Genomic DNA, 21,289 nt, shown 5'->3' on the forward strand with positions numbered 1-21,289 from the left:
CACGCACGGCGCGATCAGTAGGCTGCCCTCATGCAGGCGACCTCGTACACGTACGACCCCGAGACCCGCAGCGGACAGGTGCTGCTCGACGACGGCACCCCGGTGCCCTTCGACGGCCCGGCGTTCGACGCCGGTGGACTGCGGCTGCTGCGGCCCGGCCAGCGCGTGCGGATCGAGACCGAGGGCGAGGGCCCGGAGCTGCGGATCACCCTGATCACGCTCCAGACGTTCTGAACATGCCGCGGGCCGGGCTCCCGGTGGGAGCCCGGCCCGGCGCGTGAGGTGCCCCTGCGCCCGGCTTCTAGCGGGCGGTGGCCTTCTTCGCGACGGTCTTGCGAGCCGCCGACTTCTTGGCGGGGGCCTTCTTGGCCGTGGCCTTCTTCGCCGGGGCCTTCTTGGCGGCGGTCTTCTTGGCCGCGGTCGTCTTCGCGGTCGTCTTCTTGGCGGCGGCCGTCTTCGCCGTCGTCTTCTTCGCCGCGGTCTTCTTCACCGCGGGCGTGGCCTTCTTCGCGACGGTCTTCTTCACCGCGGTCTTCCTGACCGCCGCCTTCTTGGCGGTGGTGGCCTTCTTGGCCGCGGCCTTCTTCACCGTCGCGGAAGCGCCGCCGGAGAGGCTGCCCTTCGGGGCCTTCTTGACCGCGACGTCGTTCTTCGGGAGCTTCTTCGAGCCACTCACGAGGTCCTTGAACCCCTGGCCGGCACGGAAGCGCGGCACGGAGGTCTTCTTGACCCGAACACGCTCACCCGTCTGAGGGTTGCGGGCGTAACGGGCGGGGCGGTCGACCTTCTCGAAGGAACCGAAGCCGGTGACCGAGACCCGGTCCCCGCCGACAACCGCACGGACGATGGCGTCCAGTACCGCGTCGACCGCGTCGGCGGCCTGCTGACGCCCGCCGACCTTGTCGGCAATCGCTTCTACGAGCTGCGCCTTGTTCACGTCTTCCCCTTCGGAGACATTGCCCGAACGAATGCGTTCAAGCTTTTTCGCACGTTAGGCAGATATATACCGCAAATCAAACACGAAACGGGCTAATCACCCTTGTGCCGCAACGAACTCGGGCCGCAGCGCAGTTCGTCAGTGATCCCCTTCGAGGAATCGGCCCTCGTCGAGGTCGCTGGTGAACCGCTCCAGCCGCCTTGCCGCGTCGGCGAGATCGTGTTTGGCCGCGGCCGTAATGACCAGCAGCTTCCGGGTCAGCGCCATCCGTACGCCCTCCGGGACTTGCAGTGCGCGCACTGTTGTGTGCGCTTCCTTGAGTTGGGCCGCGACTGCCGTGTAGAGCTCGAGTTGGCCGTCACGTTCCATGCACAGATTGTGCCATCTGGGGCGAGTTGTCGCCTGCGCAGGGGGTAACTGCCGCCCCCCGGAGGCCTCCTGACCCCCTTGGCCGGAAGTCGCCCATGTGCCCGCCTACCCAGGCAACCCCCTTTGTAACTAAGGGAGTTGACCGTCCTTGTGGGGGTGTCCGGGAGTCCTCCGGAGGCAGAAACAGCTGTACCCCCAACCGTCCACGATTGGGGGTACAGAGGGGTGTTGCGTGGCTGAAATCAGCCGTGGTCCGGCCGCGGCCGGGCCCGGGTCAGACCTGGAGCGTCTTCGGCTTGTGCGAGGGCCGCTTGGCCTCGTACGCCGCGATGTCGTCGGCGTTCTGGAGGGTGATGGAGATGTCGTCCAGCCCGTTCAGCAGCCGCCAGCGGGCGTTCTCGTCGAGCTCGAAGGCGGCGGTGACGCCCTCGGCGCGCACCTCACGCGCCTGGAGGTCGACCGTGATCTCCGCCTGCGGATCCCGCTCCGCCAGTTCCTGGAGCGCCTCCACGACCTTCTGGTCCAGAACCACCGTGAGCAGGCCGTTCTTGAGCGAGTTGCCGCGGAAGATGTCGGCGAACCGGGACGAGATCACGGTCTTGAAGCCGTAGTTCTGGAGCGCCCAGACGGCGTGCTCGCGGGAGGAGCCCGTACCGAAGTCGGGACCCGCGACCAGCACGGTGGCGCCCTGGCGCTCGGGCTGGTTGAGGACGAAGGAGGGGTCCTTGCGCCAGGCCTCGAAGAGACCGTCCTCGAAGCCGTCCCTGGTCACCTTCTTGAGCCAGTGGGCGGGGATGATCTGGTCGGTGTCGACGTTGCCGCGGCGCAGCGGGACGGCCCGGCCGGTGTGCGTGGTGAATGCTTCCATGGCTATCGGACTCCAGCGGGCACGGGGGCGTCGGACAGGTCGGCCGGGGCGGCCAGGTGACCGAGGACCGCCGAGGCGGCGGCGACCTGCGGCGAGACCAGGTGCGTACGGCCGCCCTTGCCCTGCCTGCCCTCGAAGTTGCGGTTGGAGGTGGACGCGGAGCGCTCACCGGGTGCCAGCTGGTCGGGGTTCATGCCCAGACACATCGAGCAGCCCGCGTGCCGCCATTCGGCGCCGGCCTCCTTGAAGACCACGTCCAGACCCTCGGAGACGGCCTGGAGACCGACCCGCGCGGAGCCGGGGACGACCAGCATCCGTACGCCGTCGGCGACTTTGCGGCCCTCGACGATCGCGGCGGCCGCGCGCAGGTCCTCGATACGGCCGTTGGTGCACGAACCTACGAAGACGGTGTCGACCTTGATGTCGCGCAGCGGCTGTCCGGCGGTCAACCCCATGTATTCCAGGGCCTTTTCGGCTGCCAGCCGCTCCGAAGCGTCTTCGTACGAAGCCGGGTCGGGGACGTTCGCCGAAAGCGGCGCTCCCTGGCCGGGGTTGGTGCCCCAGGTGACGAACGGCGACAGGGCGGCGGCGTCGATGACGACCTCGGCGTCGAATTCGGCGTCGTCGTCGGACTTCAGCGTCTTCCAGTACGCGACGGCGTCGTCCCAGTCCTCGCCCTCGGGGGCGTGCGCGCGACCCTTCAGGTATTCGAAGGTGGTCTCGTCGGGGGCGATCATGCCCGCGCGGGCGCCGGCCTCGATCGACATGTTGCAGATGGTCATCCGGGCCTCCATCGAGAGCTTCTCGACGGCGGAGCCGCGGTATTCCAGGATGTAGCCCTGGCCGCCGCCCGTACCGATCCTGGCGATGATCGCCAGGATGAGGTCCTTGGCGGTGACGCCCTCGGGCAGGTCGCCGTCGACCGTGATGGCCATGGTCTTGGGGCGGGCCAGCGGCAGCGTCTGGGTGGCCAGTACGTGCTCCACCTGCGAGGTGCCGATGCCGAACGCCAGGGCGCCGAAGGCGCCGTGCGTGGAGGTGTGCGAGTCGCCGCAGACCACCGTGGTGCCCGGCTGGGTCAGACCCAGCTGCGGTCCCACCACGTGCACCACGCCCTGCTCGACGTCGCCCAGCGAGTGCAGCCGCACGCCGAAGTCGGCGGCGTTCTTGCGCAGCGTCTCCAGCTGGACCCGGGAGACCGGGTCGGCGATGGGCTTGTCGATGTCGAGGGTCGGGGTGTTGTGATCCTCGGTCGCGATGGTGAGGTCGAGGCGCCGCACCGGACGGCCCGCCTGACGCAGGCCGTCGAAGGCCTGCGGGCTGGTCACCTCGTGCAGCAGGTGCAGATCGATGAAGAGGAGGTCGGGCTCGCCCTCGGCGCGCCGGACGACGTGGTCGTCCCAGACCTTCTCCGCGAGTGTCCTACCCATCGCTTTCCCTCCGGCCGGCTTGTGTGGCGCCGGCCCAACTAGAGATTTCCGGGGCGGCAGACGTTCGTACCCCTCGTCCGGACGTCGTCCACCGGGCCCGTTGGTCCGCGGGCCGCTGTGTCTACAAGGGTGGCGCGTTCCACGGAAAATTGAACTTGCGTTTCACAGAGTGAGACGCGAGTATCGTTTCATGGACAACAGTAGCGGCGTCGGCGTTCTGGACAAGGCAGCCCTTGTCCTGAGCGCCCTGGAGTCCGGTCCGGCCACCCTCGCGGGCTTGGTCGCGGCGACCGGACTGGCACGACCCACGGCACATCGCCTCGCCGTGGCACTTGAACACCACCGCATGGTGGCGCGCGACATGCAGGGCCGCTTCATCCTCGGACCCCGGCTCGCCGAACTGGCCGCGGCCGCCGGCGAGGACCGCCTCCTCGCGACGGCGGGCCCGGTGCTCACGCACCTGCGGGACATCACCGGCGAGAGCGCGCAGCTCTACCGCCGCCAGGGCGACATGCGCATCTGCGTCGCCGCGGCCGAGCGGCTGTCCGGTCTGCGGGACACGGTCCCGGTGGGCTCCACCCTCACGATGAAGGCCGGTTCCTCCGCCCAGATCCTGATGGCCTGGGAGGAGCCGGAGCGGCTGCACCGCGGCCTCCAGGGCGCCCGCTTCACCGCCACCGCGCTGTCGGGAGTACGGCGCCGGGGCTGGGCCCAGTCGATCGGCGAGCGCGAGCCGGGCGTGGCGTCCGTCTCCGCGCCGGTCCGCGGGCCCTCGAACCGGGTCGTGGCCGCCGTCTCGGTCTCCGGGCCGATCGAGCGTCTGACCCGCCACCCGGGCCGTATGCACGCCCAGGCGATCATCGACGCCGCCGGCCGCCTCTCCGAGGCCCTGCGCCGCACCGGCTGACCTCTCACCCGTTCCTGTGTGACGGGAGGGCCGGCCTCAACGCCGCGGCAGGCCCTTCCCGGAGCACATCGTCCCGTACGCGGGGTGCGCCTTCCGGTGCACCCCGCGCTCCGTTTCCCCCGGAAGGCCGGTCTCCGGCGGCTCGCGAGGAAGGGCCCGGGAACGCCGAAAGGGCCCCCACCGAAGTGGAGACCCTTGCGGACCGTGTACCCCCGACCGGATTCGAACCGGCGCTACTGCCGTGAGAGGGCAGCGTGCTAGGCCGCTACACAACGGGGGCCTGAATCGTGCGTTTCCGCAGACTCGGGGCTGGGCTACCAGGACTCGAACCTAGAATGACGGTACCAGAAACCGTAGTGTTGCCAATTACACCATAGCCCATGGTGGTTTAGACCAGTACCCCCGACCGGATTCGAACCGGCGCTACTGCCGTGAGAGGGCAGCGTGCTAGGCCGCTACACAACGGGGGCCCTAGCGATCCTGCACGAGTGACAGCGGGTGCGACCCGGACTGCCTCCCTTGGGAAGGATCTGTACCCCCGACCGGATTCGAACCGGCGCTACTGCCGTGAGAGGGCAGCGTGCTAGGCCGCTACACAACGGGGGCTTTGCGGATCTGGTGTCTCCGCGGTGCAGATGAGCTCTGCGAGCTGGCCTACCAGGACTCGAACCTAGAATGACGGTACCAGAAACCGTAGTGTTGCCAATTACACCATAGGCCACAGAAACGCAATCCCGTACGAAGATCTTGTTTCGGCTGACGTCTCCGGGCTCCGGCCTTTCGGCCCGCTCCCGGCGGCGCAGAAAGAACATTACCCGAAGGTGGACGGTGCTCCAAAACGGGTATCCGCGCCAAGGATCGCGGGCAACTCGGCGAGCGATCCGATGCGATGCGGACCCGTCCCCCCGTCGCGGCCGGCGCCATGGACACCACCGCGGTCGATCCAGACCGAGAGCAGACCGGCGTCGGCGGCGCCCCGTCCGTCGATCTCCGGGTGGTCCCCGACGTAGGCGACGCGGTGCGGCGGCAGGTCCAGGGCCTCACAGGCCGCGTGGAAGGCGGCCGCGGCAGGCTTGGAGACGCCCAGCTCGGCGGCGCACAGGATGGCCTCGAAGCGGTCGTGCACCCCGAGGACGCGCAGCTTGCGGTCCTGCACGAGAAGGCTGGAGTTGGACAGCACCGCGTGCCGGTGGCTCGCGACGAGCGTGTCCAGGGCGGGCAGCACGTCAGGGAAGAGGGTCCAGGCGCCCTCGTAGTGCGTGACGTACCGGTCGAACCACGCGTCGGCCTCGGTGTCGTTCAGCGACTGCCCCAGGAACACCCTGACGCGGTCCCGCCGCTGGCCCTGCCAGTCGGTCTCACCGGCCGCGTACCTCACCCACTGCGCGTCGGTGATCTCCCGCCAGCGCGCGAGGGCCTGTTCGACGGTCGTAGCGCCGTCGAGCAGGCCCTCGGCCGCGAGATGCTCCCGCATGCCCGCCCGGTCCGCGCTCGTGTAGTCGAAGAGCGTGTCGTCGATGTCCCAGACCACGGCGTCGATGCTCATGCGCCGACGGTATCCCCCGGCACGGGCGGCTGTCCCTCGGGCGGTGCGGTCGTGCCGGTGTCCGGCACGGCGTGCGCCCGCGAGACGGTACACCCGCGCGAACGCCGCGAACGCCGTGAGCGCTGTGACCGCTCCGGAAAAGGGAGTCGGCAGTACCGGCGAACTCCGGGTGGTCCGCCCGTGCACGCGCGAGGGGCGGGGTGTCACCGGGCTCGGGGAGTGCCAGGGTGCCGGTCCGCCGACGCACGCGCGAGGGGCGGCGTCCTGACCGGACACCGCCCCTGTCTTCGTACGTCCGCCGGCTACGCGGCGAGGCGCTCCAGCGCCGCGTCGACGCGGGCCAGCGCCTTCTCCTTGCCCAGGATCTCCAGGGACTCGAAGAGCGGCAGGCCGACCGTGCGGCCGGTGACGGCGACGCGGACCGGGGCCTGGGCCTTGCCGAGCTTGAGGCCATGCTCCTCACCGGCGGCCAGGACGGCCTCCTTGAGGGACTCAGGGGAGGACCAGTCGGCCGCGTCCAGCTTCTCGCGGGCCGTGCGGAGCAGGGCGTCGCTGCCCTCCTTCATCGCCTTCGACCAGGACGCCTCGTCGACGGCCGGCTCCGGCAGGAACAGGAAGTCGACGTTGTCCGTGATCTCGGAGAGGACCTTCATGCGCGACTGGGCGTGCGGGGCGACCGCCTGCCACTTCGCCTCGTCGAAGTCCTCCGGCGCCCAGGGCGCGAAGGGGGCGCGCAGCCAGGGGGCGCAGCGCTCGGTGAAGTCCTTCACGTCGAGCAGGCGGATGTGGTCGGCGTTGATCGCCTCGCACTTCTTCAGGTCGAAGCGGGCCGGGTTCGGGTTCACGTCGGTGACGTCGAACGCGGCGACCATCTCCTCGACGGAGAAGATGTCGCGGTCGGCGGCGAGCGACCAGCCGAGCAGGGAGAGGTAGTTCAGCAGGCCCTCGGGAAGGAAGCCGCGCTCGCGGTAGAGGTTGAGCGAGGACTCCGGGTCGCGCTTGGAGAGCTTCTTGTTGCCCTCGCCCATCACGTACGGGAGGTGGCCGAAGGCCGGGGTCTCCTTGGCCACGCCCAGCTCGGTCAGCGCCTTGTAGAGGGCGATCTGCCGGGGGGTGGAGGAGAGCAGGTCCTCGCCGCGCAGGACGTGGGTGATCTCCATCAGGGCGTCGTCGACGGGGTTGACGAGCGTGTACAGCGGCGCGCCGTTCGCCCGGACGATGCCGTAGTCCGGCACGTTCTCCGGGAGGTACGTGATCTCGCCGCGGACCAGGTCGTCGAAGGTGATCGGCTCGTCGGGCATCCGGAAGCGGACGATGGGCTTGCGGCCCTCGGCCTCGTAGGCGGCCTTCCGCTCGGCGGACAGGTCGCGGCAGTGGCCGTCGTAGCCGGAGGGCTTGCCGGCGGCGCGGGCCGCGTCGCGGCGGGCGTCCAGCTCCTCGGTGGAGCAGTAGCAGTGGTACGCGTGGCCCGCGTCCAGGAGCCTGGCGGCGACGTCGGCGTAGATGTCCATGCGCTGCGACTGGCGGTACGGCGCGTGCGGGCCGCCGATCTCGGGGCCCTCGTCCCAGTCGAAGCCCAGCCAGCGCATCGAGTCGAGCAGCTGGTCGTACGACTCCTCGGAGTCGCGGGCCGCGTCGGTGTCCTCGATGCGGAAGACCAGGGTGCCTTCGTTGTGCCGGGCGAACGCCCAGTTGAACAGGGCGGTGCGGACCAGCCCGACGTGGGGGTTGCCGGTCGGGGAGGGACAGAAACGTACACGGACGTTAGCCACGCTTGATCACCTTGTTGGTGAGAGTGCCGATGCCTTCGATGGTGACGGCGACCTCGTCGCCGACGTTCAGGGGGCCGACCCCGGCCGGGGTGCCGGTGAGGATCACGTCGCCGGGGAGCAGCGTCATGGCCTCGGTGATGTTGACGATCAGGTCCTCGATGGAGTGGATCATCTCGCTGGTGCGGCCGAGCTGCCGCTGCTGCCCGTTGACCGTGCACTGGATCGTCAGGTCGGCGGGGTCGAGGTCCGTCTCCACCCAGGGTCCGAGCGGGCAGGAGCTGTCGAAGCCCTTGGCGCGGGCCCACTGCTTCTCGCGCCTCTGCACATCGCGGGCGGTGACGTCGTTGGCGCAGGTGTAGCCGAGGATGACGTCCTTGACGCGCTCGCGCGGGACCTCACGGCACATGCGGCCGATGACGACGGCGAGCTCCGCCTCGTGGTGGAGCTCGCTGGAGAAGGAGGGGTACTGGATCGGGTCTCCGGGACCGGTCACGGAGGTCGACGGCTTGAAGAAGGCGAACGGGGCGTCGGGCACCTCGTTGCCGAGCTCCTTGGCGTGCTCCGCGTAGTTGCGGCCGAAGGCCACGACCTTGTTCGGGAGCACCGGCGGCAGCAGCCGGACCTTGTTCAGCGGGACCTTCGTACCGGAGAGCTCGAAGTCCGCGAACGGAATGCCCTTGATGATGTCGAGGACGAGCTCGTCCGGCTTGTCGCCTTCGACCGCGCCGAAAGCGACGTTGCCGTCGATGGAGAATCTGGCGATGCGCACGGGATCCTTGCGCCCCTCACTGAGCTGGCTGGAGTCTGACGCTCCAGGCTAACGCGGCAGGGGCTGCGGGCTTCGCGTATATCCGCCGGGGCGGTGAGCGGCGGGGCGCCGGTCCGGGCCGGCGGGTGACGCCGACGGCGAGGCGGCCGGCTCGCGCGCGAGCGGCCCTCGTGGTGACGCCGCCCTCGCGAAGGGGCGTCCGTGACCGCCGGGGCCGCGCGCCGGGCGCGGCCCTCGGCCGGCCGCCGCGTTCACTCCGCGACGGAGACCGTGACCGGGGCGTCCATCAGGACGGTGCGGCGGGGGTTGGCCGTCTGGAGGGGGAGGTCGACCGAGTGCTCCGGCCGTTCCGGCGTGCGCAGGGCGTCGGCGTCCTCGAGGTGCGCCAGCGTCGTGCGCCGCGGGTTGGCAATGTTGCGGAACATCATCGTCGTCTTCACCGTTTTGCTCGACCTTGTCGTCCTGGGCGCCGGTGGGGGCCAAAGGGCCCCACATAGGCGCGGGTTGTCGGATTCGCCATGCCTGTAAAGCGTCAGGCTAAACATTCAATTCCCTGGCGATGCCGTGAAGAGGCCATGATCGCCGTGTGAGTTTCCTCACTCACCAAGGGGCAAACCGGTCAATCCCGACCCCCAACTCGACCCGACTAAACGGACATTACTCCACTGAACCAATCATTCCGCTCCTGATCATCGCGACTGGGACAGGGTATGGACGCCCATGGCTCGTAGGCCTATGCCCGGTATGTACGAGAACCCCTTACACGCCTGGTGACGTGACACTCACAAGCTGTCACGGAGGTCACAGCCTGGTACACGGCCCTTGTTGGAGATCCTGCACTGTGCTGGAATTCCTCGGACCGCCGCGGATTCACGATCTGGCGCGCAGGGGCGCTACTCAGCGCCGAGTGGCGGCGGGAAGGGGGACCTGCGCCGGTCACTCAGACCACATACACACGGCGCATCTGCGCCTGTGTACAACGCCGACACCGTCCCGCCGTTCCAGCGGAGGGGCGCCTGGTCCAGAGGTTGCGACGCTAGTGCAGGGACGTTTCAAGAGGGATGGCAGCGCTTCGGCGGAGCCGGAGCCGCGCGGCGGGACCGACCGCGGTTCCTCGCCCCAGCACGCCCAGAACCCGGGACCGGCAGAGGTCGGCGGCAGCGGTGAACACTCCGCTCGCGCCGGCGCGAAGCCCAAGGCTCCCGCCACCACGACCGACGCCACGCAGACAAGCACCCCGAGCTACGGCTCGCGTGTAGCCCTGCGGAACTGGCGCATCTCGACGCGACTCGTCTCGCTGCTCGCACTCCCCGTGGTCGCAGCGACCTCGCTGGGTGCGCTCCGCATCAACGAGTCGATGGACAACATCCAGCAGCTCGACAACATGCGGCTGCTGACCGAGATGACCAAGCAGGCCACCGAGCTCGCCGCCGCGCTCCAGAAGGAGCGCGACGAGTCGGCCGGTCCGCTGGCGCACGGCGCCCTGGCCAACGACTTCAAGGTCAAGTCGGTGCGCGACAACACCGACGTGGCGAAGAAGCACTTCCTCCAGGGCACGCAGCAGGTCGACGACGCCACCTCCAAGGGCCAGCTGTCCGGCGTGCACGACAGCCTCGTCGGTGTCGTGAGCGAGCTGTACAAGCTCAACCAGATCCGCAGCGACGCCTACAACGACCCGCAGAACGCCACCCAGACGGTGGACGCGTACCACCGCCTGGTCAACGAGCTCCTCGCGCTCTCGCAGGACATGGCCGAGGCGACCAGCAACCCGGAGATGATCCAGCGCACCCGCGCGCTGGCCGCCTTCTCCTCCGCCAAGGAGTACGCCTCCGTCCAGCGGGCCATCATCGCCGCCGCGCTGCCCACGCGCCCGACGGTCTTCGGAACCCTCTCCAAGAACGACCAGCAGTACGCGCAGTCCGCGCTGGAGAGCCAGGATTCCGAGAACAGCAGCTTCAAGAACATCTACGGCGCCGGCAGCACGGAACTGCTCCTGCCCATCGAGGGTGACAACCCGACGATCAAGTCGGCCGACCAGTACGCCAAGCGCGTGCTGAGCAACCCCGAGGGTCTGAAGACGCAGAACAAGCGGTCGTACCTGGACTGGCTCGACGACGACTCGGCCAAGATCGACCAGATGTCGAAGATCGAGACCACGCTGCTCAGCGAGATGGAGCAGAAGGCCCGTGAGCTGCGGAACCAGTCCCAGAGTGAAGCGATCATCTCCGGTGTACTGATCCTGCTCGTCCTCGGTGTCTCGCTCGTCGGCGCCTTCGTCGTGGCCCGCTCCATGATCCGCTCGCTGCGCCGCCTCCAGGACACCGCCACCCGGGTCGCCCAGGACCGTCTGCCCGAGCTCGTCAAGCAGCTCTCGGAGTCGGACCCGCAGGACGTCGACACCTCCGTGGAGTCGGTCGGTGTGCACTCCCGGGACGAGATCGGCCTGGTGGCCGCGGCCTTCGACGACGTGCACCGCGAGGCTGTCCGCCTCGCCGCCGAGCAGGCCCTTCTGCGAGGCAACGTCAACGCGATGTTCACCAACCTCTCGCGTCGTTCGCAGGGTCTCATCCAGCGTCAGCTCTCGCTCATATCCGAGCTGGAGTCCCGTGAGGCCGACCCCGACCAGCTCTCCTCGCTGTTCAAGCTCGACCACCTCGCGACCCGCATGCGCCGTAACGGTGAAAACCTTCTCGTTCTCGCCGGTGAAGAGCCCGGTCGCCGCTGGACCCGCCCGGTCCCGCTGGTCGACGTGCTCCGCGCCGCCGCCTCCGAGGTGGAGCAGTACGAGCGCATCGAACTCTCCTCGGTGCCCGGCACCGAGGTCGCCGGCCGGGTCGTCAACGACCTCGTCCACCTGCTCGCCGAGCTGCTGGAGAACGCCACCTCGTTCTCCTCCCCGCAGACCAAGGTCAAGGTCACCGGTCACGCCCTGCCCGACGGCCGGGTGCTGATCGAGATCCACGACACCGGTATCGGCCTGTCCCCCGAGGACCTGGCCGCGATCAACGAGCGGCTCGCCGCTCCGCCCACGGTGGACGTCTCCGTCTCCCGACGCATGGGTCTGTTCGTGGTCGGTCGTCTGTCGCAGCGTCACGGCATCCGTATCCAGCTGCGCCCGTCCGACTCCGGTGGTACGACCGCGCTGGTCATGCTGCCCGTGGACGTCGCCCAGGGCGGCAAGAAGCCCATGCCGAACAAGCCCGGCCAGGGTGCCTCCGGCGGCGGCCCCGCCGCGGCGCAGGCCTCGGCCGGTGTGGCCGCGGCCCGTCGCACGAGCGGTCCCTCGCTCGGTGCCGGTTCCCCCTCCGCTCCCGGCGGTCCCCTCGGGGCCTCGCCGCAGCGCGGACAGGTCGGCGCGGGCCAGGGCGCGCGGGCGGCACTGCCCGGCAGCAACCAGGGCGGTCGCCCGGGTGCTTCCGGCGGAGCGCGTGGTCAGCAGGGCGGTCAGCGCGGCGGGCAGGCTCCCGCCGGTGCGAACGCCTTCGGACAGAGCCCGCAGCAGGGCTTCCCCGCCCAGAACGGCTCGCAGCAGCAGGGCTTCGGCGACGGACAGGGTTCCCAGAACGCCTTCGGTGACACCTCCGGCGGCCGCAAGAACTCGGCCGGCAACGGAAACGGCTCGGGCCAGAACGCCTTCGGCGACAGCGGCCAGGCTCCCGCGGCGCCCGCGCAGGCACCGTCCGGCAAGAGCGGCCGTCGCCGGCCGCAGCTGCCCGGACGCGGTGGCTCCGCGCGCGCCGAGCTGCCCGGTGGCAACGCCGGTTCGCGCACGCCGAGCTGGAGCGACGACAACGCGCAGCCGCCGGTTCCGCGTTCGTCCATGGACACCCCGCGTGGCCACGAGGACCCCGAAGCCACCTCGCGCATGCCGCGGATCGACGACCGGCAGAACCCCGCCTCCACCTCGGAGTTCGCCCGTCCCGACTTCGACGCCTCGCGCCCCGGCGCGAGCGCGCCGCAGAACAACGGCCAGAACAACGGCCAGTACGGATACGGCAACCAGTCCTCCGCCGGCCAGAACCCGGCCGCCACGGGACAGTTCGCCGCCCAGGGCTACGGTGCCTCTCAGTCACCGTCGTCCACCGGCCAGTACGCCCAGCCGGGCTACGCGCCTTCCCAGGACCCCGCGTCCACAGGGCAGTTCGCGGCACCCGGCTACGGCAACGGGCAGGGTTCGTCGTCCACCGGCCAGTACGAGCGTCCGGCCACCCCACAGCCGCCCGCCCGTCCGCAGGTCCCCGAGGCGCTTCCGCCGGCCTCGAACCCCGGTGACGGCCGTACGCCGCTGTACGACACGCTGGAGACCAACTGGTTCCACGGTCAGGCGAACGGCTCGGACGGTGCGCCCACGAACGGCACCGCCCAGAACAACGGTTCCCAGGGATACACGCAGGCCGCCCCCCAGCAGCCGCAGACTCCCCCGGCTCCGCAGCGGCCGGCTGCCGCACCGGCTGCCACGCCGGCCACCACCACGTGGCGCAGCTCTCCGAACGACGACCTCGTCAAGCAGGCGGAGCGCTCCCGTAAGCCGTCGGCAGGCGGGGTCACCACCTCAGGCCTGCCGCGCCGCGTCCCGCGAGCCAATCTCGTCGCGGGCACGGCACAGCAGCAACAGCACCAAAGCGGTCCGCAGGTCTCGCGTGCGCCCGATGACGTACGCGGCCGGCTGACCAATCTCCGTCGGGGCATTCAGCAGGGTCGACAGGCCGCTCCCAACGGCCAGACCGGCAGCTTCCCCAGCCCCACTCACCAGCAGGAGCGTTAGTTGAGCCCGATGAGCCAGGCGGCACAGAACCTCAACTGGTTGATCACCAACTTCGTGGACAACACCCCTGGGGTGTCCCACACCGTCGTCGTGTCCGCCGACGGACTCCTTCTGGCAATGTCCGAAGGCTTTCCCCGCGACCGCGCGGACCAACTGGCGGCCGTCGCCTCCGGACTCACCTCGCTGACTGCCGGGGCCTCCCGGATCTTCGAAGGCGGAGCGGTGGCCCAGACGGTCGTGGAGATGGAGCGCGGTTTCCTCTTCCTGATGTCGGTTTCGGACGGATCGTCCCTCGCGGTCCTCTCCCACCCGGATTGCGACATCGGCCTCGTCGGCTACGAGATGGCACTGCTCGTCGATCGTGCGGGCGCTGTCCTCACGCCGGACCTGCGTGCCGAACTACAAGGCAGTCTGCTTCACTGACCGCCGCCGGATCCAGACACCGCACGAAATCACCGTCCGGCCGCCACAATCCCCCCACCGGCCCCAACAGACGGCACGACTGACCGACTTGCTGTCCCGCCCGGAGGATTCATGACCCCGCCCCCCGCCTCTCATGATCCGTACGCCGAGTCGTACGTAGATGAAGGCGACCAGCCGCTGGTACGTCCGTACGCGATGACCGGCGGCCGGACCAGGCCGCGGTACCAACTGGCCATAGAGGCTCTGATCAGCACCTCGGCGGACCCGGCCCAGCTGATGGGTCTGCTCCCCGAACACCAGCGCATCTGCCATCTGTGCCGGGAAGTGAAGTCGGTGGCCGAGGTGTCGGCCCTCCTGTCCATGCCGCTCGGCGTGGCCAGGATCCTTGTCGCGGACCTCGCCGAGGCCGGACTTGTCGCCATTCACCAGCCTGGCGGCGATGAGAACAACGGCGGCGCGCCGGACGTGACACTGCTCGAAAGGGTGCTCAGTGGACTTCGCAAGCTCTGACGGAGGCCGGGCGACCACCTCCGCGAAGATCGTCGTAGCGGGTGGCTTCGGTGTCGGCAAGACCACGTTCGTGGGCGCCGTCTCGGAGATCAACCCGCTGCGCACCGAGGCCGTCATGACGTCCGCTTCGGCGGGCATCGACGACCTCACCCACACCGGGGACAAGACCACCACCACGGTGGCCATGGACTTCGGCCGTATCACCCTCGACCAGGACCTGATCCTGTACCTCTTCGGTACGCCGGGCCAGGACCGCTTCTGGTTCATGTGGGACGACCTGGTCCGCGGCGCCATCGGCGCCGTGGTCCTGGTGGACACCCGGCGTCTCGCCGACTGCTTCCCGGCGGTCGACTACTTCGAGAACAGCGGTCTGCCGTTCGTCATCGCCCTCAACGGCTTCGACGGTCACCAGCCGTACAACCCGGAGGAAGTCCGCGAGGCTCTTCAGATCGGCCCGGACGCCCCGATCATCACGACGGACGCGCGACACCGCGCGGACGCCAAGAGCGCTCTGATCACCCTGGTCGAGCACGCCCTCATGGCCCGGCTGCGGTAGCAGCCAAGTAGACGACCCTGTATGGAAGTTGTCGTAGACGCATTGGAGCCGGCTGTGTCATTTGACACGGCCGGCCTCGGTGTTCATAACGTTTCGACAGAGAATTTCACCGGTCCCGACACGCATAGCGGTCATCCGGTGCCCCTGCGTTCATGAAGGCCCCGCCTTTTGGCGGGGCTCGCTCTTTATGACCGTTTTATCTGTGGTCAGCGCCACTCGGAATCATCCGTTCCGAGTGTTTGGAATGGCGCTGCTTGACGTGCTGGAATGCGCTGAACTGCCCAGTAGTCAAGGGCGCTGGTAGATACGGCGGCACACAGTAGGTGCCGACGCCGAGAGGTTGTTGGTCGAGTGAGGCGAAGCATGAACGGTCCCGAGCCGTCGGCACGGGGCAACTTCACCCCGCCGGCGCGCGGAGCGGCGCCCGCACAGGTCGCCGGCCCCGAGCCCACGCCGGCGCCCGCGCCGAGCGGGGGCCGATTCTCCCCGCGCAACTGGCGCGTGCCGACCAGGCTGAACGCGATCCTGCTCATACCCGTGGTGGTCGGCCTCGTCATGGGCGGCTTCCAGGTGAAGGGCTCGATCGACACCTGGCAGGAAGCCCAGGACGCCGAGAAGACGGCGCGCCTCGTGCAGGCGGCACTGAACTACGGCGACAAGCTGTTCGTCGAGCGTGACCTCAGCGCCTACCCGCTGCTGTCCGGCAAGGGCGCCAAGGACGCGACCGTCGTCAAGCTCCGCCGGGACACCGACCTGGCAGCCGACGCCTTCGACGCGGCCGCCCAGAACATGCCCAAGACACCGGGCCTGGAGCGCCGCCTCGCGGTCTTCCACAACGTCGAACCCGGTCTCCAGAGGCTGCGGACCCTCGCGTACACCACCAAGCTCTCCGGTGTGCAGACCGAGGAGGGCTACCTCCAGATCCAGCACCCGCTGATGGAGTTCGCCAACGAGCTCGGCCTGGGCACCGGAAACATCACCAGCTACGGCCGTACGGTCTACGCGATCTCGCTGTCCAAGGCCGCGCTGTCGCTGGAGCGGTCCATCGGCATGCACATGCTGCTCAAGCCGGGTCCCGGCACCGGCAGCTTCGCCAGCCAGCGCGTCGCCCTCTCCTCGTACGCCTACCTCGAAGGCATCGCGGTCGAGGAGTACCGCGGTGGTGGCACCGAGGCCGACGCGGCCAAGCTGGACGAGGCCACGGCCAAGGTCAAGGCGGAACTGACGGCGAAGGCGCGGGAGGCCGCGTCCGCCGACCCGAACTACGTGCCGCCGCCCGCGAACCCGACCGAGATGGTCAAGGACCTCTCGCAGCTGCCGTCCACGCTGGTCACCGACCGGATCGCGCTGGCCGCGAAGGGCGTCACCCCGCAGAACTGGATGGCGGTCAACACCGCCAAGTACAACGCGTACCGCCAGATCGAGTCGGACCTCGCCGACAAGGCCGTGGCCGAGGCCGGCGACATCTCCAACACGGCCAAGACCGACGCCTTCATCACCGGCGCCATCGTCGTGATCGCCCTGCTCGCCGCGTTCATCCTGGCCGGCATGATGGCCCGCCAGATGAGCCGCGCGATGCGCCAGCTGCGCAGCGCCGCCTTCAATGTCGCCGAGCAGCGCCTGCCGATGCTGGTCGACCAGCTCTCGCGCACCGACCCCGGCCGGGTCGACACCCGCGTGCAGCCGATCCCGATCAACACCACGGACGAGATCGGCGAAGTCGCCCGCGCCTTCGACCAGGTCCACCGCGAGGCCGTACGACTGGCCGCCGAGCAGGCCCTCCTGCGAGGCAACATCAACGCGATCTTCACCAACCTCTCGCGCCGCAACCAGTCGCTGATCGAGGGCCAGCTGACCCTGATCACCGGCCTGGAGAACAACGAGGCCGACCCGGACCAGCTGGAGAACCTCTTCCGCCTGGACCACCTCGCGACCCGTATGCGCCGCAACGGCGAGAACCTCCTGGTCCTCGCAGGCGAGGAGCCCGGCCGCCGCTGGGACCAGCCGGTCCCGCTGGTCGACGTGCTGCGCGCCGCCTCCTCCGAGGTGGAGCAGTACGAGCGCGTCGAGCTCTCCGGGGTCCCGGAGGCCGAGATCCACGGCCGCGCCGTGACCGACCTCGTGCACCTGCTCGCCGAGCTCCTGGAGAACGCGACCACGTTCTCCTCCCCGCAGACCAAGGTCCGCGTCACCGCGACCCGTCTCCCCGACGGCCGCATCATGGTCGAGATCCACGACAAGGGAATCGGCCTCACCGCCGAGGACTTCGCGGACATCAACCACAAGCTGGCCAACCCGCCGACCGTGGACGCCGCGATCTCGCAGCGCATGGGCCTCTTCGTGGTCGGCCGGCTGTCCGACCGCCACGGCATCCGTGTCCAGCTGCGCCCCTCGGGCGAGCAGGCGGGCACCACGTCACTGGTCATGCTGCCCGACGCCATCACCCACGGTGGCGGTGGCGAGCAGCAGCCGATGCGCGACGAGTTCACCGTGTCCCAGATCATTCCCGAGCAGCAGTCGTTCCCCGGGGAGAACTTCGGAGTCCCGCAGCAGCAGCCCGTGCTGACCGCCGCGGACCTCGGCTTCGACGACAGCCGCTACGAGGTCCCGGACGACGCCCGTGATCTCGACCCCGTGGGTCGCTCCCTGATGCGCGAGGGGCGCCGTGCGGCCCTCGAGGCCCAGGCGCAGGGTCCTGAGACCGTCGAGGCCCCCCAGGCCTATGCCGACGGCTTCGAGGCCCAGCCCGGCCCGGCGTACGACAACGGACAGCCGTCCTTCGACGGCGCCCCGGCGTACGACGGCGCTCAGGGTGTGCACGAGGAGCAGCAGACCACGTACGACCAGCAGACGTCGTACGAGGAACCGCAGCAGGCCGCGTACGACGAGGCGTACTTCCCGTCCAACGGCGGCTACCCTGAACCCTCCTACACGGAGCCGGTCCAGCAGCAGCACGCCGGAATGGGCGGCTCCGCCCCGGAGACGCTTTCGGGCTTCGGTGAGCCGTCCTACCAGGACGACTGGCCGCAGCAGAGCGCGTACCAGAACCAGGGCGGGTATCGGTCCGACTACGCTCCGGAAACGGAATCCCCGCAGGTCGCTGACGCGGGCGAGCGGGACAGCGTAGGCTTTAACCGTCCGGGACCGGCCGCCTCGGCCCCCCACACGATGACCAACGCGGGACTCCCCCGCCGCGGAGCCGCCCCCGCCGGAAACGGCCGGCGCCCCGCGGAACCGGCGAGGGAGCCCTCGGCGCCCGTGCCCTCCGGGAACACGGGCGACGACTGGCGATCGTCCAACGACGATCGGTGGCAGCGCGCCGAGCAGCTGAAGAAGCCCAAGGCGGGCGGGGTCACCTCGTCCGGTCTGCCGCGGCGGGTGCCCAAGGCCAACCTGGTCGAGGGAACCGCGGAATCGACCCCCCAGGGAGGCCCTCAGGTCTCCCGTGCTCCCGAAGATGTCCGGGGCAGGCTGAGCAACCTGCGTCGCGGCGTGGAGCGGGGACGCAATGCAGGTAGTGAGACGAACGGTCAGGGCCTCGGTCCTGACAGCACCTACAACCAGGAGCGTTAGTTGTGAGCCCGATGAGCCAGGCGGCACAGAACCTGAACTGGTTGATCACCAACTTCGTGGACAACACCCCCGGGGTGTCCCACACAGTGGTGGTCTCCGCCGACGGACTCCTTCTGGCCATGTCCGAAGGCTTTCCCCGCGACCGCGCCGACCAGCTGGCGGCCGTCGCGTCCGGTCTGACCTCGTTGACCGCGGGTGCCTCCCGTATCTTCGAGGGCGGCCATGTGAACCAGACAGTTGTGGAGATGGAGCGAGGATTCCTCTTCCTCATGTCCGTTTCGGATGGCTCTTCACTCGCAGTACTCGCACACCCTGAGGCGGACATCGGTCTCATTGGGTACGAGATGGCACTCCTGGTGGACCGTGCGGGCACGGTCCTCACTCCGGATCTTCGTGCGGAGCTCCAGGGCAGCCTTCTCAACTAATAGACAGACGGTGCGAATTGTCGTCCCGGGGCCGTAAGGTTTCGGGACGCGGTCCCACAGTTGGGTGCCCGGCACAGTCGGAGGAGGAGAGAGAGTGGTAACACCCCCAGGCGGTTCGAATTCGGGCAACTGGTCGTACGGCCCCGGCCAGGGGCAGGGCGGCCAGGGCGACGGTTCACAGAACCCGAACCGGTACAACTTTCCCTCCGCACCCGGCCAGCGACGCCAGCCGTACGCGCCCCAGGGCCCTCAGGGTCCCGGGCCGTCTCCGTACGACCAGCCGCCGGCGCCGCGAATCCAGCCCGTACAGCCGCACCGACGCGCTCCCGAGGCGTCGCCGGCCGGGTCGTCGAGCAATCCCCTGGTGCGTCCCTACGCCATGACGGGTGGCCGCACCAGGCCCCGCTACCAGCTCGCCATCGAGGCACTGGTGCACACCACCGCGCAGCCGCACCAGATGCAGGGCCAGTTGCCCGAGCATCAGCGCATCTGCAACCTCTGCCGTGAGATCAAGTCGGTGGCCGAGATCTCGGCCCTGCTGACCATCCCTCTCGGTGTAGCCAGGATCCTCGTCGCCGACTTGGCGGAAGCGGGCCTGGTCGCCATTCATCAGCCGGGCGGCGACGAGAGCGCCGGCGGCCAGCCAGCCGTGACATTGCTCGAAAGGGTGCTCAGTGGACTTCGCAAGCTCTAGCGGAGGGCCTTCCCGCTCCACCACGTCCGCGAAGATCGTGGTGGCGGGCGGCTTCGGCGTGGGCAAGACCACGTTCGTCGGCGCCGTCTCGGAGATCAACCCGCTGCGCACCGAGGCCGTCATGACGTCCGCCTCGGCGGGCATCGACGACCTCACGCACACCGGAGACAAGACGACGACGACCGTCGCCATGGACTTCGGCCGTATCACCCTCGACCAGGACCTGATCCTGTACCTCTTCGGTACGCCGGGCCAGGACCGCTTCTGGTTCATGTGGGACGACCTGGTCCGCGGCGCCATCGGCGCGATCGTCCTGGTGGACACCCGCCGTCTCGCCGACTGCTTCCCCGCGGTCGACTACTTCGAGAACAGCGGCCTCCCGTTCGTCGTCGCCCTCAACGGCTTCGACGGCAGCCAGCCGTACCAGCCGGAGGAGGTCCGCGAGGCCCTCCAGATCGGCCCGGACGCCCCGATCATCACGACCGACGCCCGCCACCGCGCGGACGCCAAGTCGGCGCTGATCACGCTCGTCGAGCACGCCCTCATGGCGCGCCTGCGCTAGCGGCTCCCGCGCACACGACGACGGCCCCTGCTTCTCCGCCCGGAGAAGCGGGGGCCGTCGTGCGTCACCGGCCGGCCCGGTCCGAGGACGTTCGGGGCCCGAACGAGCGGGCCCGGTAGGCGTGGACGCGAGAGCCCGGCCGAACTCCTGCCCCGTACAGCCCCGTTGGGCGCCGAGGTGACCCGAATGGGCCGAACGCCCGCCGCGCAGCCCCCGGTTGGCCCAGGAGGGCGTCCACGGGCCCCCGGACACACCACAGCCCCGCCCTCCAACGGGAGGGCGGGGCTGTGGACGTCGAACCTCAGCGCCAGCTGTGCGGAGCCCGGAAGCCGGGCTCCCGCTCCAGTCGGCGCCAGCCCGCCTTGCGGTGGGCACGGTGGGCAGGAGCGGCATCAGTGGGAGCGGCGGCGGCACGGGCCAGCAGGATCGCCGTGATGGCGGCGACCTCCTCGGGCTCGGCGTGGCCCTTCTCGACGCGGATGTCAGCGTTGCTCATAGGTTTCAGTCTCCATGAGAGAGGTTTCCGCGGGGGTACCGCGGAGGATCCGCAGGGTTACTGCGGGGGGTTGCCGTGCTTGCGGGAGGGCAGGTCCGCGTGCTTGGTGTGCAGCATCGCGAGCGACTTGGCCAGGACCTCGCGGGTCTCGGCGGGGTCGATGACGTCGTCGACCAGGCCGCGTTCGGCCGCGTAGTACGGGTGCATCAGCTCGGCCTTGTACTCCTTGACCATGCGGACACGCATCGCCTCGGGATCGGCGGCATCGGCGATCTGACGGCGGAAGATGACGTTGGCGGCGCCCTCGGCGCCCATCACGGCGATCTCGTTCGTCGGCCAGGCGTAGGTGAGGTCCGCCCCGATGGACTGGCTGTCCATGACGATGTAGGCGCCTCCGTACGCCTTGCGCAGGATGAGGGAGATCCGCGGCACGGTCGCGTTGCAGTAGGCGTAGAGCAGCTTCGCGCCGTGCCGGATGATCCCGCCGTGCTCCTGGTCGACACCCGGGAGGAACCCGGGCACGTCCAGCAGCGTGATGATCGGGATATTGAAAGCGTCACACATCTGGACAAAGCGCGCAGCTTTTTCGGACGCCTCGATGTCGAGGACGCCGGCCAGGGACTGGGGCTGGTTGGCGACGATGCCGACGACCTGGCCGTCGAGGCGGGCGAGCGCGCAGATGATGTT

At 69.3% G+C, this 21,289-nt stretch carries 20 protein-coding genes and 5 tRNA genes; 10 read left to right on the top strand and 15 right to left on the bottom strand.

Features of this window, described 5'->3' with window-relative positions; genetic code table 11:
- The first annotated feature begins 30 nt into the window (after positions 1 to 30).
- Positions 31 to 234, top strand: a complete 204-nt coding sequence (locus ABZV42_RS25220) for a hypothetical protein (protein ID WP_356053639.1) — start codon at positions 31 to 33, stop codon at positions 232 to 234.
- A gap of 67 nt (positions 235 to 301) precedes the next feature.
- Here the strand turns inward: ABZV42_RS25220 and ABZV42_RS25225 are convergent, their stop codons facing one another.
- From ABZV42_RS25225 to leuC, 4 genes are all read right to left on the bottom strand, one after another.
- A complete protein-coding gene (locus ABZV42_RS25225; protein ID WP_355986696.1) occupies positions 302 to 937 on the bottom strand; it encodes an HU family DNA-binding protein in 636 nt (211 codons plus the stop codon).
- Between the two features lie 138 nt (positions 938 to 1,075).
- Positions 1,076 to 1,306 (bottom strand): hypothetical protein, encoded by a 231-nt coding sequence (locus tag ABZV42_RS25230; RefSeq protein WP_355986699.1) that lies wholly within the window; start codon positions 1,304 to 1,306, stop codon positions 1,076 to 1,078.
- 274 nt (positions 1,307 to 1,580) lie between these two features.
- Positions 1,581 to 2,174: a 3-isopropylmalate dehydratase small subunit gene (gene leuD, locus ABZV42_RS25235; protein ID WP_355986702.1), complete on the bottom strand. Its 594-nt coding sequence runs from the start codon at positions 2,172 to 2,174 to the stop codon at positions 1,581 to 1,583.
- A gap of 2 nt (positions 2,175 to 2,176) precedes the next feature.
- Positions 2,177 to 3,604 (bottom strand): 3-isopropylmalate dehydratase large subunit, encoded by a 1,428-nt coding sequence (leuC, locus tag ABZV42_RS25240; RefSeq protein WP_356053641.1) that lies wholly within the window; start codon positions 3,602 to 3,604, stop codon positions 2,177 to 2,179.
- 190 nt (positions 3,605 to 3,794) lie between these two features.
- Here leuC and ndgR point away from each other — a divergent pair, with 190 nt between their 5' ends.
- Complete coding sequence (ndgR, locus tag ABZV42_RS25245; protein WP_031034192.1) at positions 3,795 to 4,511, top strand: IclR family transcriptional regulator NdgR; 717 nt, start codon at positions 3,795 to 3,797, stop codon at positions 4,509 to 4,511.
- 207 nt (positions 4,512 to 4,718) lie between these two features.
- Here ndgR and ABZV42_RS25250 read toward each other — a convergent pair.
- The 9 genes from ABZV42_RS25250 to ABZV42_RS25290 form a co-directional block, all read right to left on the bottom strand.
- Positions 4,719 to 4,791 (bottom strand) — tRNA-Glu (locus tag ABZV42_RS25250).
- 29 nt (positions 4,792 to 4,820) lie between these two features.
- Positions 4,821 to 4,892: transfer RNA gene (locus ABZV42_RS25255), tRNA-Gln, on the bottom strand.
- Positions 4,893 to 4,908: 16 nt separating this feature from the next.
- Positions 4,909 to 4,981: transfer RNA gene (locus ABZV42_RS25260), tRNA-Glu, on the bottom strand.
- A 63-nt stretch (positions 4,982 to 5,044) separates the two neighbouring features.
- Positions 5,045 to 5,117: transfer RNA gene (locus tag ABZV42_RS25265), tRNA-Glu, on the bottom strand.
- A 43-nt stretch (positions 5,118 to 5,160) separates the two neighbouring features.
- Positions 5,161 to 5,232 (bottom strand) — tRNA-Gln (locus ABZV42_RS25270).
- Positions 5,233 to 5,322: 90 nt separating this feature from the next.
- Positions 5,323 to 6,057, bottom strand: coding sequence for an HAD family hydrolase (locus ABZV42_RS25275; RefSeq protein ID WP_356053643.1), 735 nt, complete (start codon positions 6,055 to 6,057; stop codon positions 5,323 to 5,325).
- A gap of 302 nt (positions 6,058 to 6,359) precedes the next feature.
- Positions 6,360 to 7,829, bottom strand: a complete 1,470-nt coding sequence (gene gltX / locus ABZV42_RS25280) for a glutamate--tRNA ligase (protein ID WP_355986711.1) — start codon at positions 7,827 to 7,829, stop codon at positions 6,360 to 6,362.
- Positions 7,822 to 8,598: a fumarylacetoacetate hydrolase family protein gene (locus tag ABZV42_RS25285; RefSeq protein WP_329301821.1), complete on the bottom strand. Its 777-nt coding sequence runs from the start codon at positions 8,596 to 8,598 to the stop codon at positions 7,822 to 7,824. Before ABZV42_RS25285 ends, gltX begins: the two co-directional genes overlap by 8 nt.
- A gap of 251 nt (positions 8,599 to 8,849) precedes the next feature.
- The gene (locus ABZV42_RS25290; RefSeq protein WP_355986716.1) at positions 8,850 to 9,038 is read right to left on the bottom strand and encodes a hypothetical protein; all 189 of its coding nucleotides are present in this window, start codon (positions 9,036 to 9,038) and stop codon (positions 8,850 to 8,852) included.
- Positions 9,039 to 9,637: 599 nt separating this feature from the next.
- Between ABZV42_RS25290 and ABZV42_RS25295 the strand changes: the two genes are divergently transcribed.
- The 8 genes from ABZV42_RS25295 (at position 9,638) to ABZV42_RS25330 (ending at position 20,106) form a co-directional block, all read left to right on the top strand.
- Positions 9,638 to 13,363: a nitrate- and nitrite sensing domain-containing protein gene (locus tag ABZV42_RS25295; RefSeq protein ID WP_356053645.1), complete on the top strand. Its 3,726-nt coding sequence runs from the start codon at positions 9,638 to 9,640 to the stop codon at positions 13,361 to 13,363.
- A gap of 9 nt (positions 13,364 to 13,372) precedes the next feature.
- Entirely contained in the window at positions 13,373 to 13,786 is a 414-nt protein-coding gene (locus tag ABZV42_RS25300; RefSeq protein ID WP_261709982.1) for a roadblock/LC7 domain-containing protein, read from the top strand.
- Positions 13,787 to 13,897: 111 nt separating this feature from the next.
- On the top strand, positions 13,898 to 14,296 hold the full coding sequence (locus ABZV42_RS25305; protein ID WP_355986722.1) for a DUF742 domain-containing protein: 399 nt from the start codon (positions 13,898 to 13,900) through the stop codon (positions 14,294 to 14,296).
- Positions 14,277 to 14,852: an ATP/GTP-binding protein gene (locus ABZV42_RS25310; RefSeq protein WP_028802395.1), complete on the top strand. Its 576-nt coding sequence runs from the start codon at positions 14,277 to 14,279 to the stop codon at positions 14,850 to 14,852. The genes ABZV42_RS25305 and ABZV42_RS25310 overlap by 20 nt, the downstream gene beginning before the upstream one ends.
- Before the next feature lie 351 nt (positions 14,853 to 15,203).
- Positions 15,204 to 18,425, top strand: a complete 3,222-nt coding sequence (locus tag ABZV42_RS25315; RefSeq protein ID WP_356053647.1) for a nitrate- and nitrite sensing domain-containing protein — start codon at positions 15,204 to 15,206, stop codon at positions 18,423 to 18,425.
- Positions 18,426 to 18,436: 11 nt separating this feature from the next.
- Positions 18,437 to 18,850 carry a roadblock/LC7 domain-containing protein gene (locus ABZV42_RS25320; protein WP_261709979.1) on the top strand — a complete coding sequence of 138 codons (414 nt, stop codon included), beginning with the start codon at positions 18,437 to 18,439 and terminating at the stop codon, positions 18,848 to 18,850.
- 94 nt (positions 18,851 to 18,944) lie between these two features.
- On the top strand, positions 18,945 to 19,544 hold the full coding sequence (locus tag ABZV42_RS25325; protein ID WP_355986728.1) for a DUF742 domain-containing protein: 600 nt from the start codon (positions 18,945 to 18,947) through the stop codon (positions 19,542 to 19,544).
- Complete coding sequence (locus tag ABZV42_RS25330) at positions 19,525 to 20,106, top strand: ATP/GTP-binding protein (protein WP_355986731.1); 582 nt, start codon at positions 19,525 to 19,527, stop codon at positions 20,104 to 20,106. The genes ABZV42_RS25325 and ABZV42_RS25330 overlap by 20 nt, the downstream gene beginning before the upstream one ends.
- A gap of 301 nt (positions 20,107 to 20,407) precedes the next feature.
- Here ABZV42_RS25330 and ABZV42_RS25335 read toward each other — a convergent pair whose 3' ends face one another.
- Both ABZV42_RS25335 and ABZV42_RS25340 read right to left on the bottom strand, forming a co-directional pair.
- Positions 20,408 to 20,602 (bottom strand): acyl-CoA carboxylase subunit epsilon, encoded by a 195-nt coding sequence (locus tag ABZV42_RS25335; protein ID WP_355986734.1) that lies wholly within the window; start codon positions 20,600 to 20,602, stop codon positions 20,408 to 20,410.
- 57 nt (positions 20,603 to 20,659) lie between these two features.
- Positions 20,660 to 21,289: carboxyl transferase domain-containing protein (locus ABZV42_RS25340; RefSeq protein ID WP_356053649.1), on the bottom strand; the 630-nt coding region annotated here is incomplete at its 5' end.

Source organism: Streptomyces sp. NPDC005281, assembly GCF_040607495.1.
Lineage (GTDB): Bacteria > Actinomycetota > Actinomycetes > Streptomycetales > Streptomycetaceae > Streptomyces.

Coding starts and splice junctions, on each gene's coding strand:
- ABZV42_RS25220 (WP_356053639.1), top strand. CDS start 31: ATGCAGGCGACCTCGTACACGTACGACCCCGAGACCCGCAGCGGACAG.
- ABZV42_RS25230 (WP_355986699.1), bottom strand. CDS start 1,306: ATGGAACGTGACGGCCAACTCGAGCTCTACACGGCAGTCGCGGCCCAA.
- leuD (WP_355986702.1), bottom strand. CDS start 2,174: ATGGAAGCATTCACCACGCACACCGGCCGGGCCGTCCCGCTGCGCCGC.
- leuC (WP_356053641.1), bottom strand. CDS start 3,604: ATGGGTAGGACACTCGCGGAGAAGGTCTGGGACGACCACGTCGTCCGG.
- ndgR (WP_031034192.1), top strand. CDS start 3,795: ATGGACAACAGTAGCGGCGTCGGCGTTCTGGACAAGGCAGCCCTTGTC.
- ABZV42_RS25275 (WP_356053643.1), bottom strand. CDS start 6,057: ATGAGCATCGACGCCGTGGTCTGGGACATCGACGACACGCTCTTCGAC.
- ABZV42_RS25300 (WP_261709982.1), top strand. CDS start 13,373: ATGAGCCAGGCGGCACAGAACCTCAACTGGTTGATCACCAACTTCGTG.
- ABZV42_RS25305 (WP_355986722.1), top strand. CDS start 13,898: ATGACCCCGCCCCCCGCCTCTCATGATCCGTACGCCGAGTCGTACGTA.
- ABZV42_RS25320 (WP_261709979.1), top strand. CDS start 18,437: ATGAGCCAGGCGGCACAGAACCTGAACTGGTTGATCACCAACTTCGTG.
- ABZV42_RS25335 (WP_355986734.1), bottom strand. CDS start 20,602: ATGAGCAACGCTGACATCCGCGTCGAGAAGGGCCACGCCGAGCCCGAG.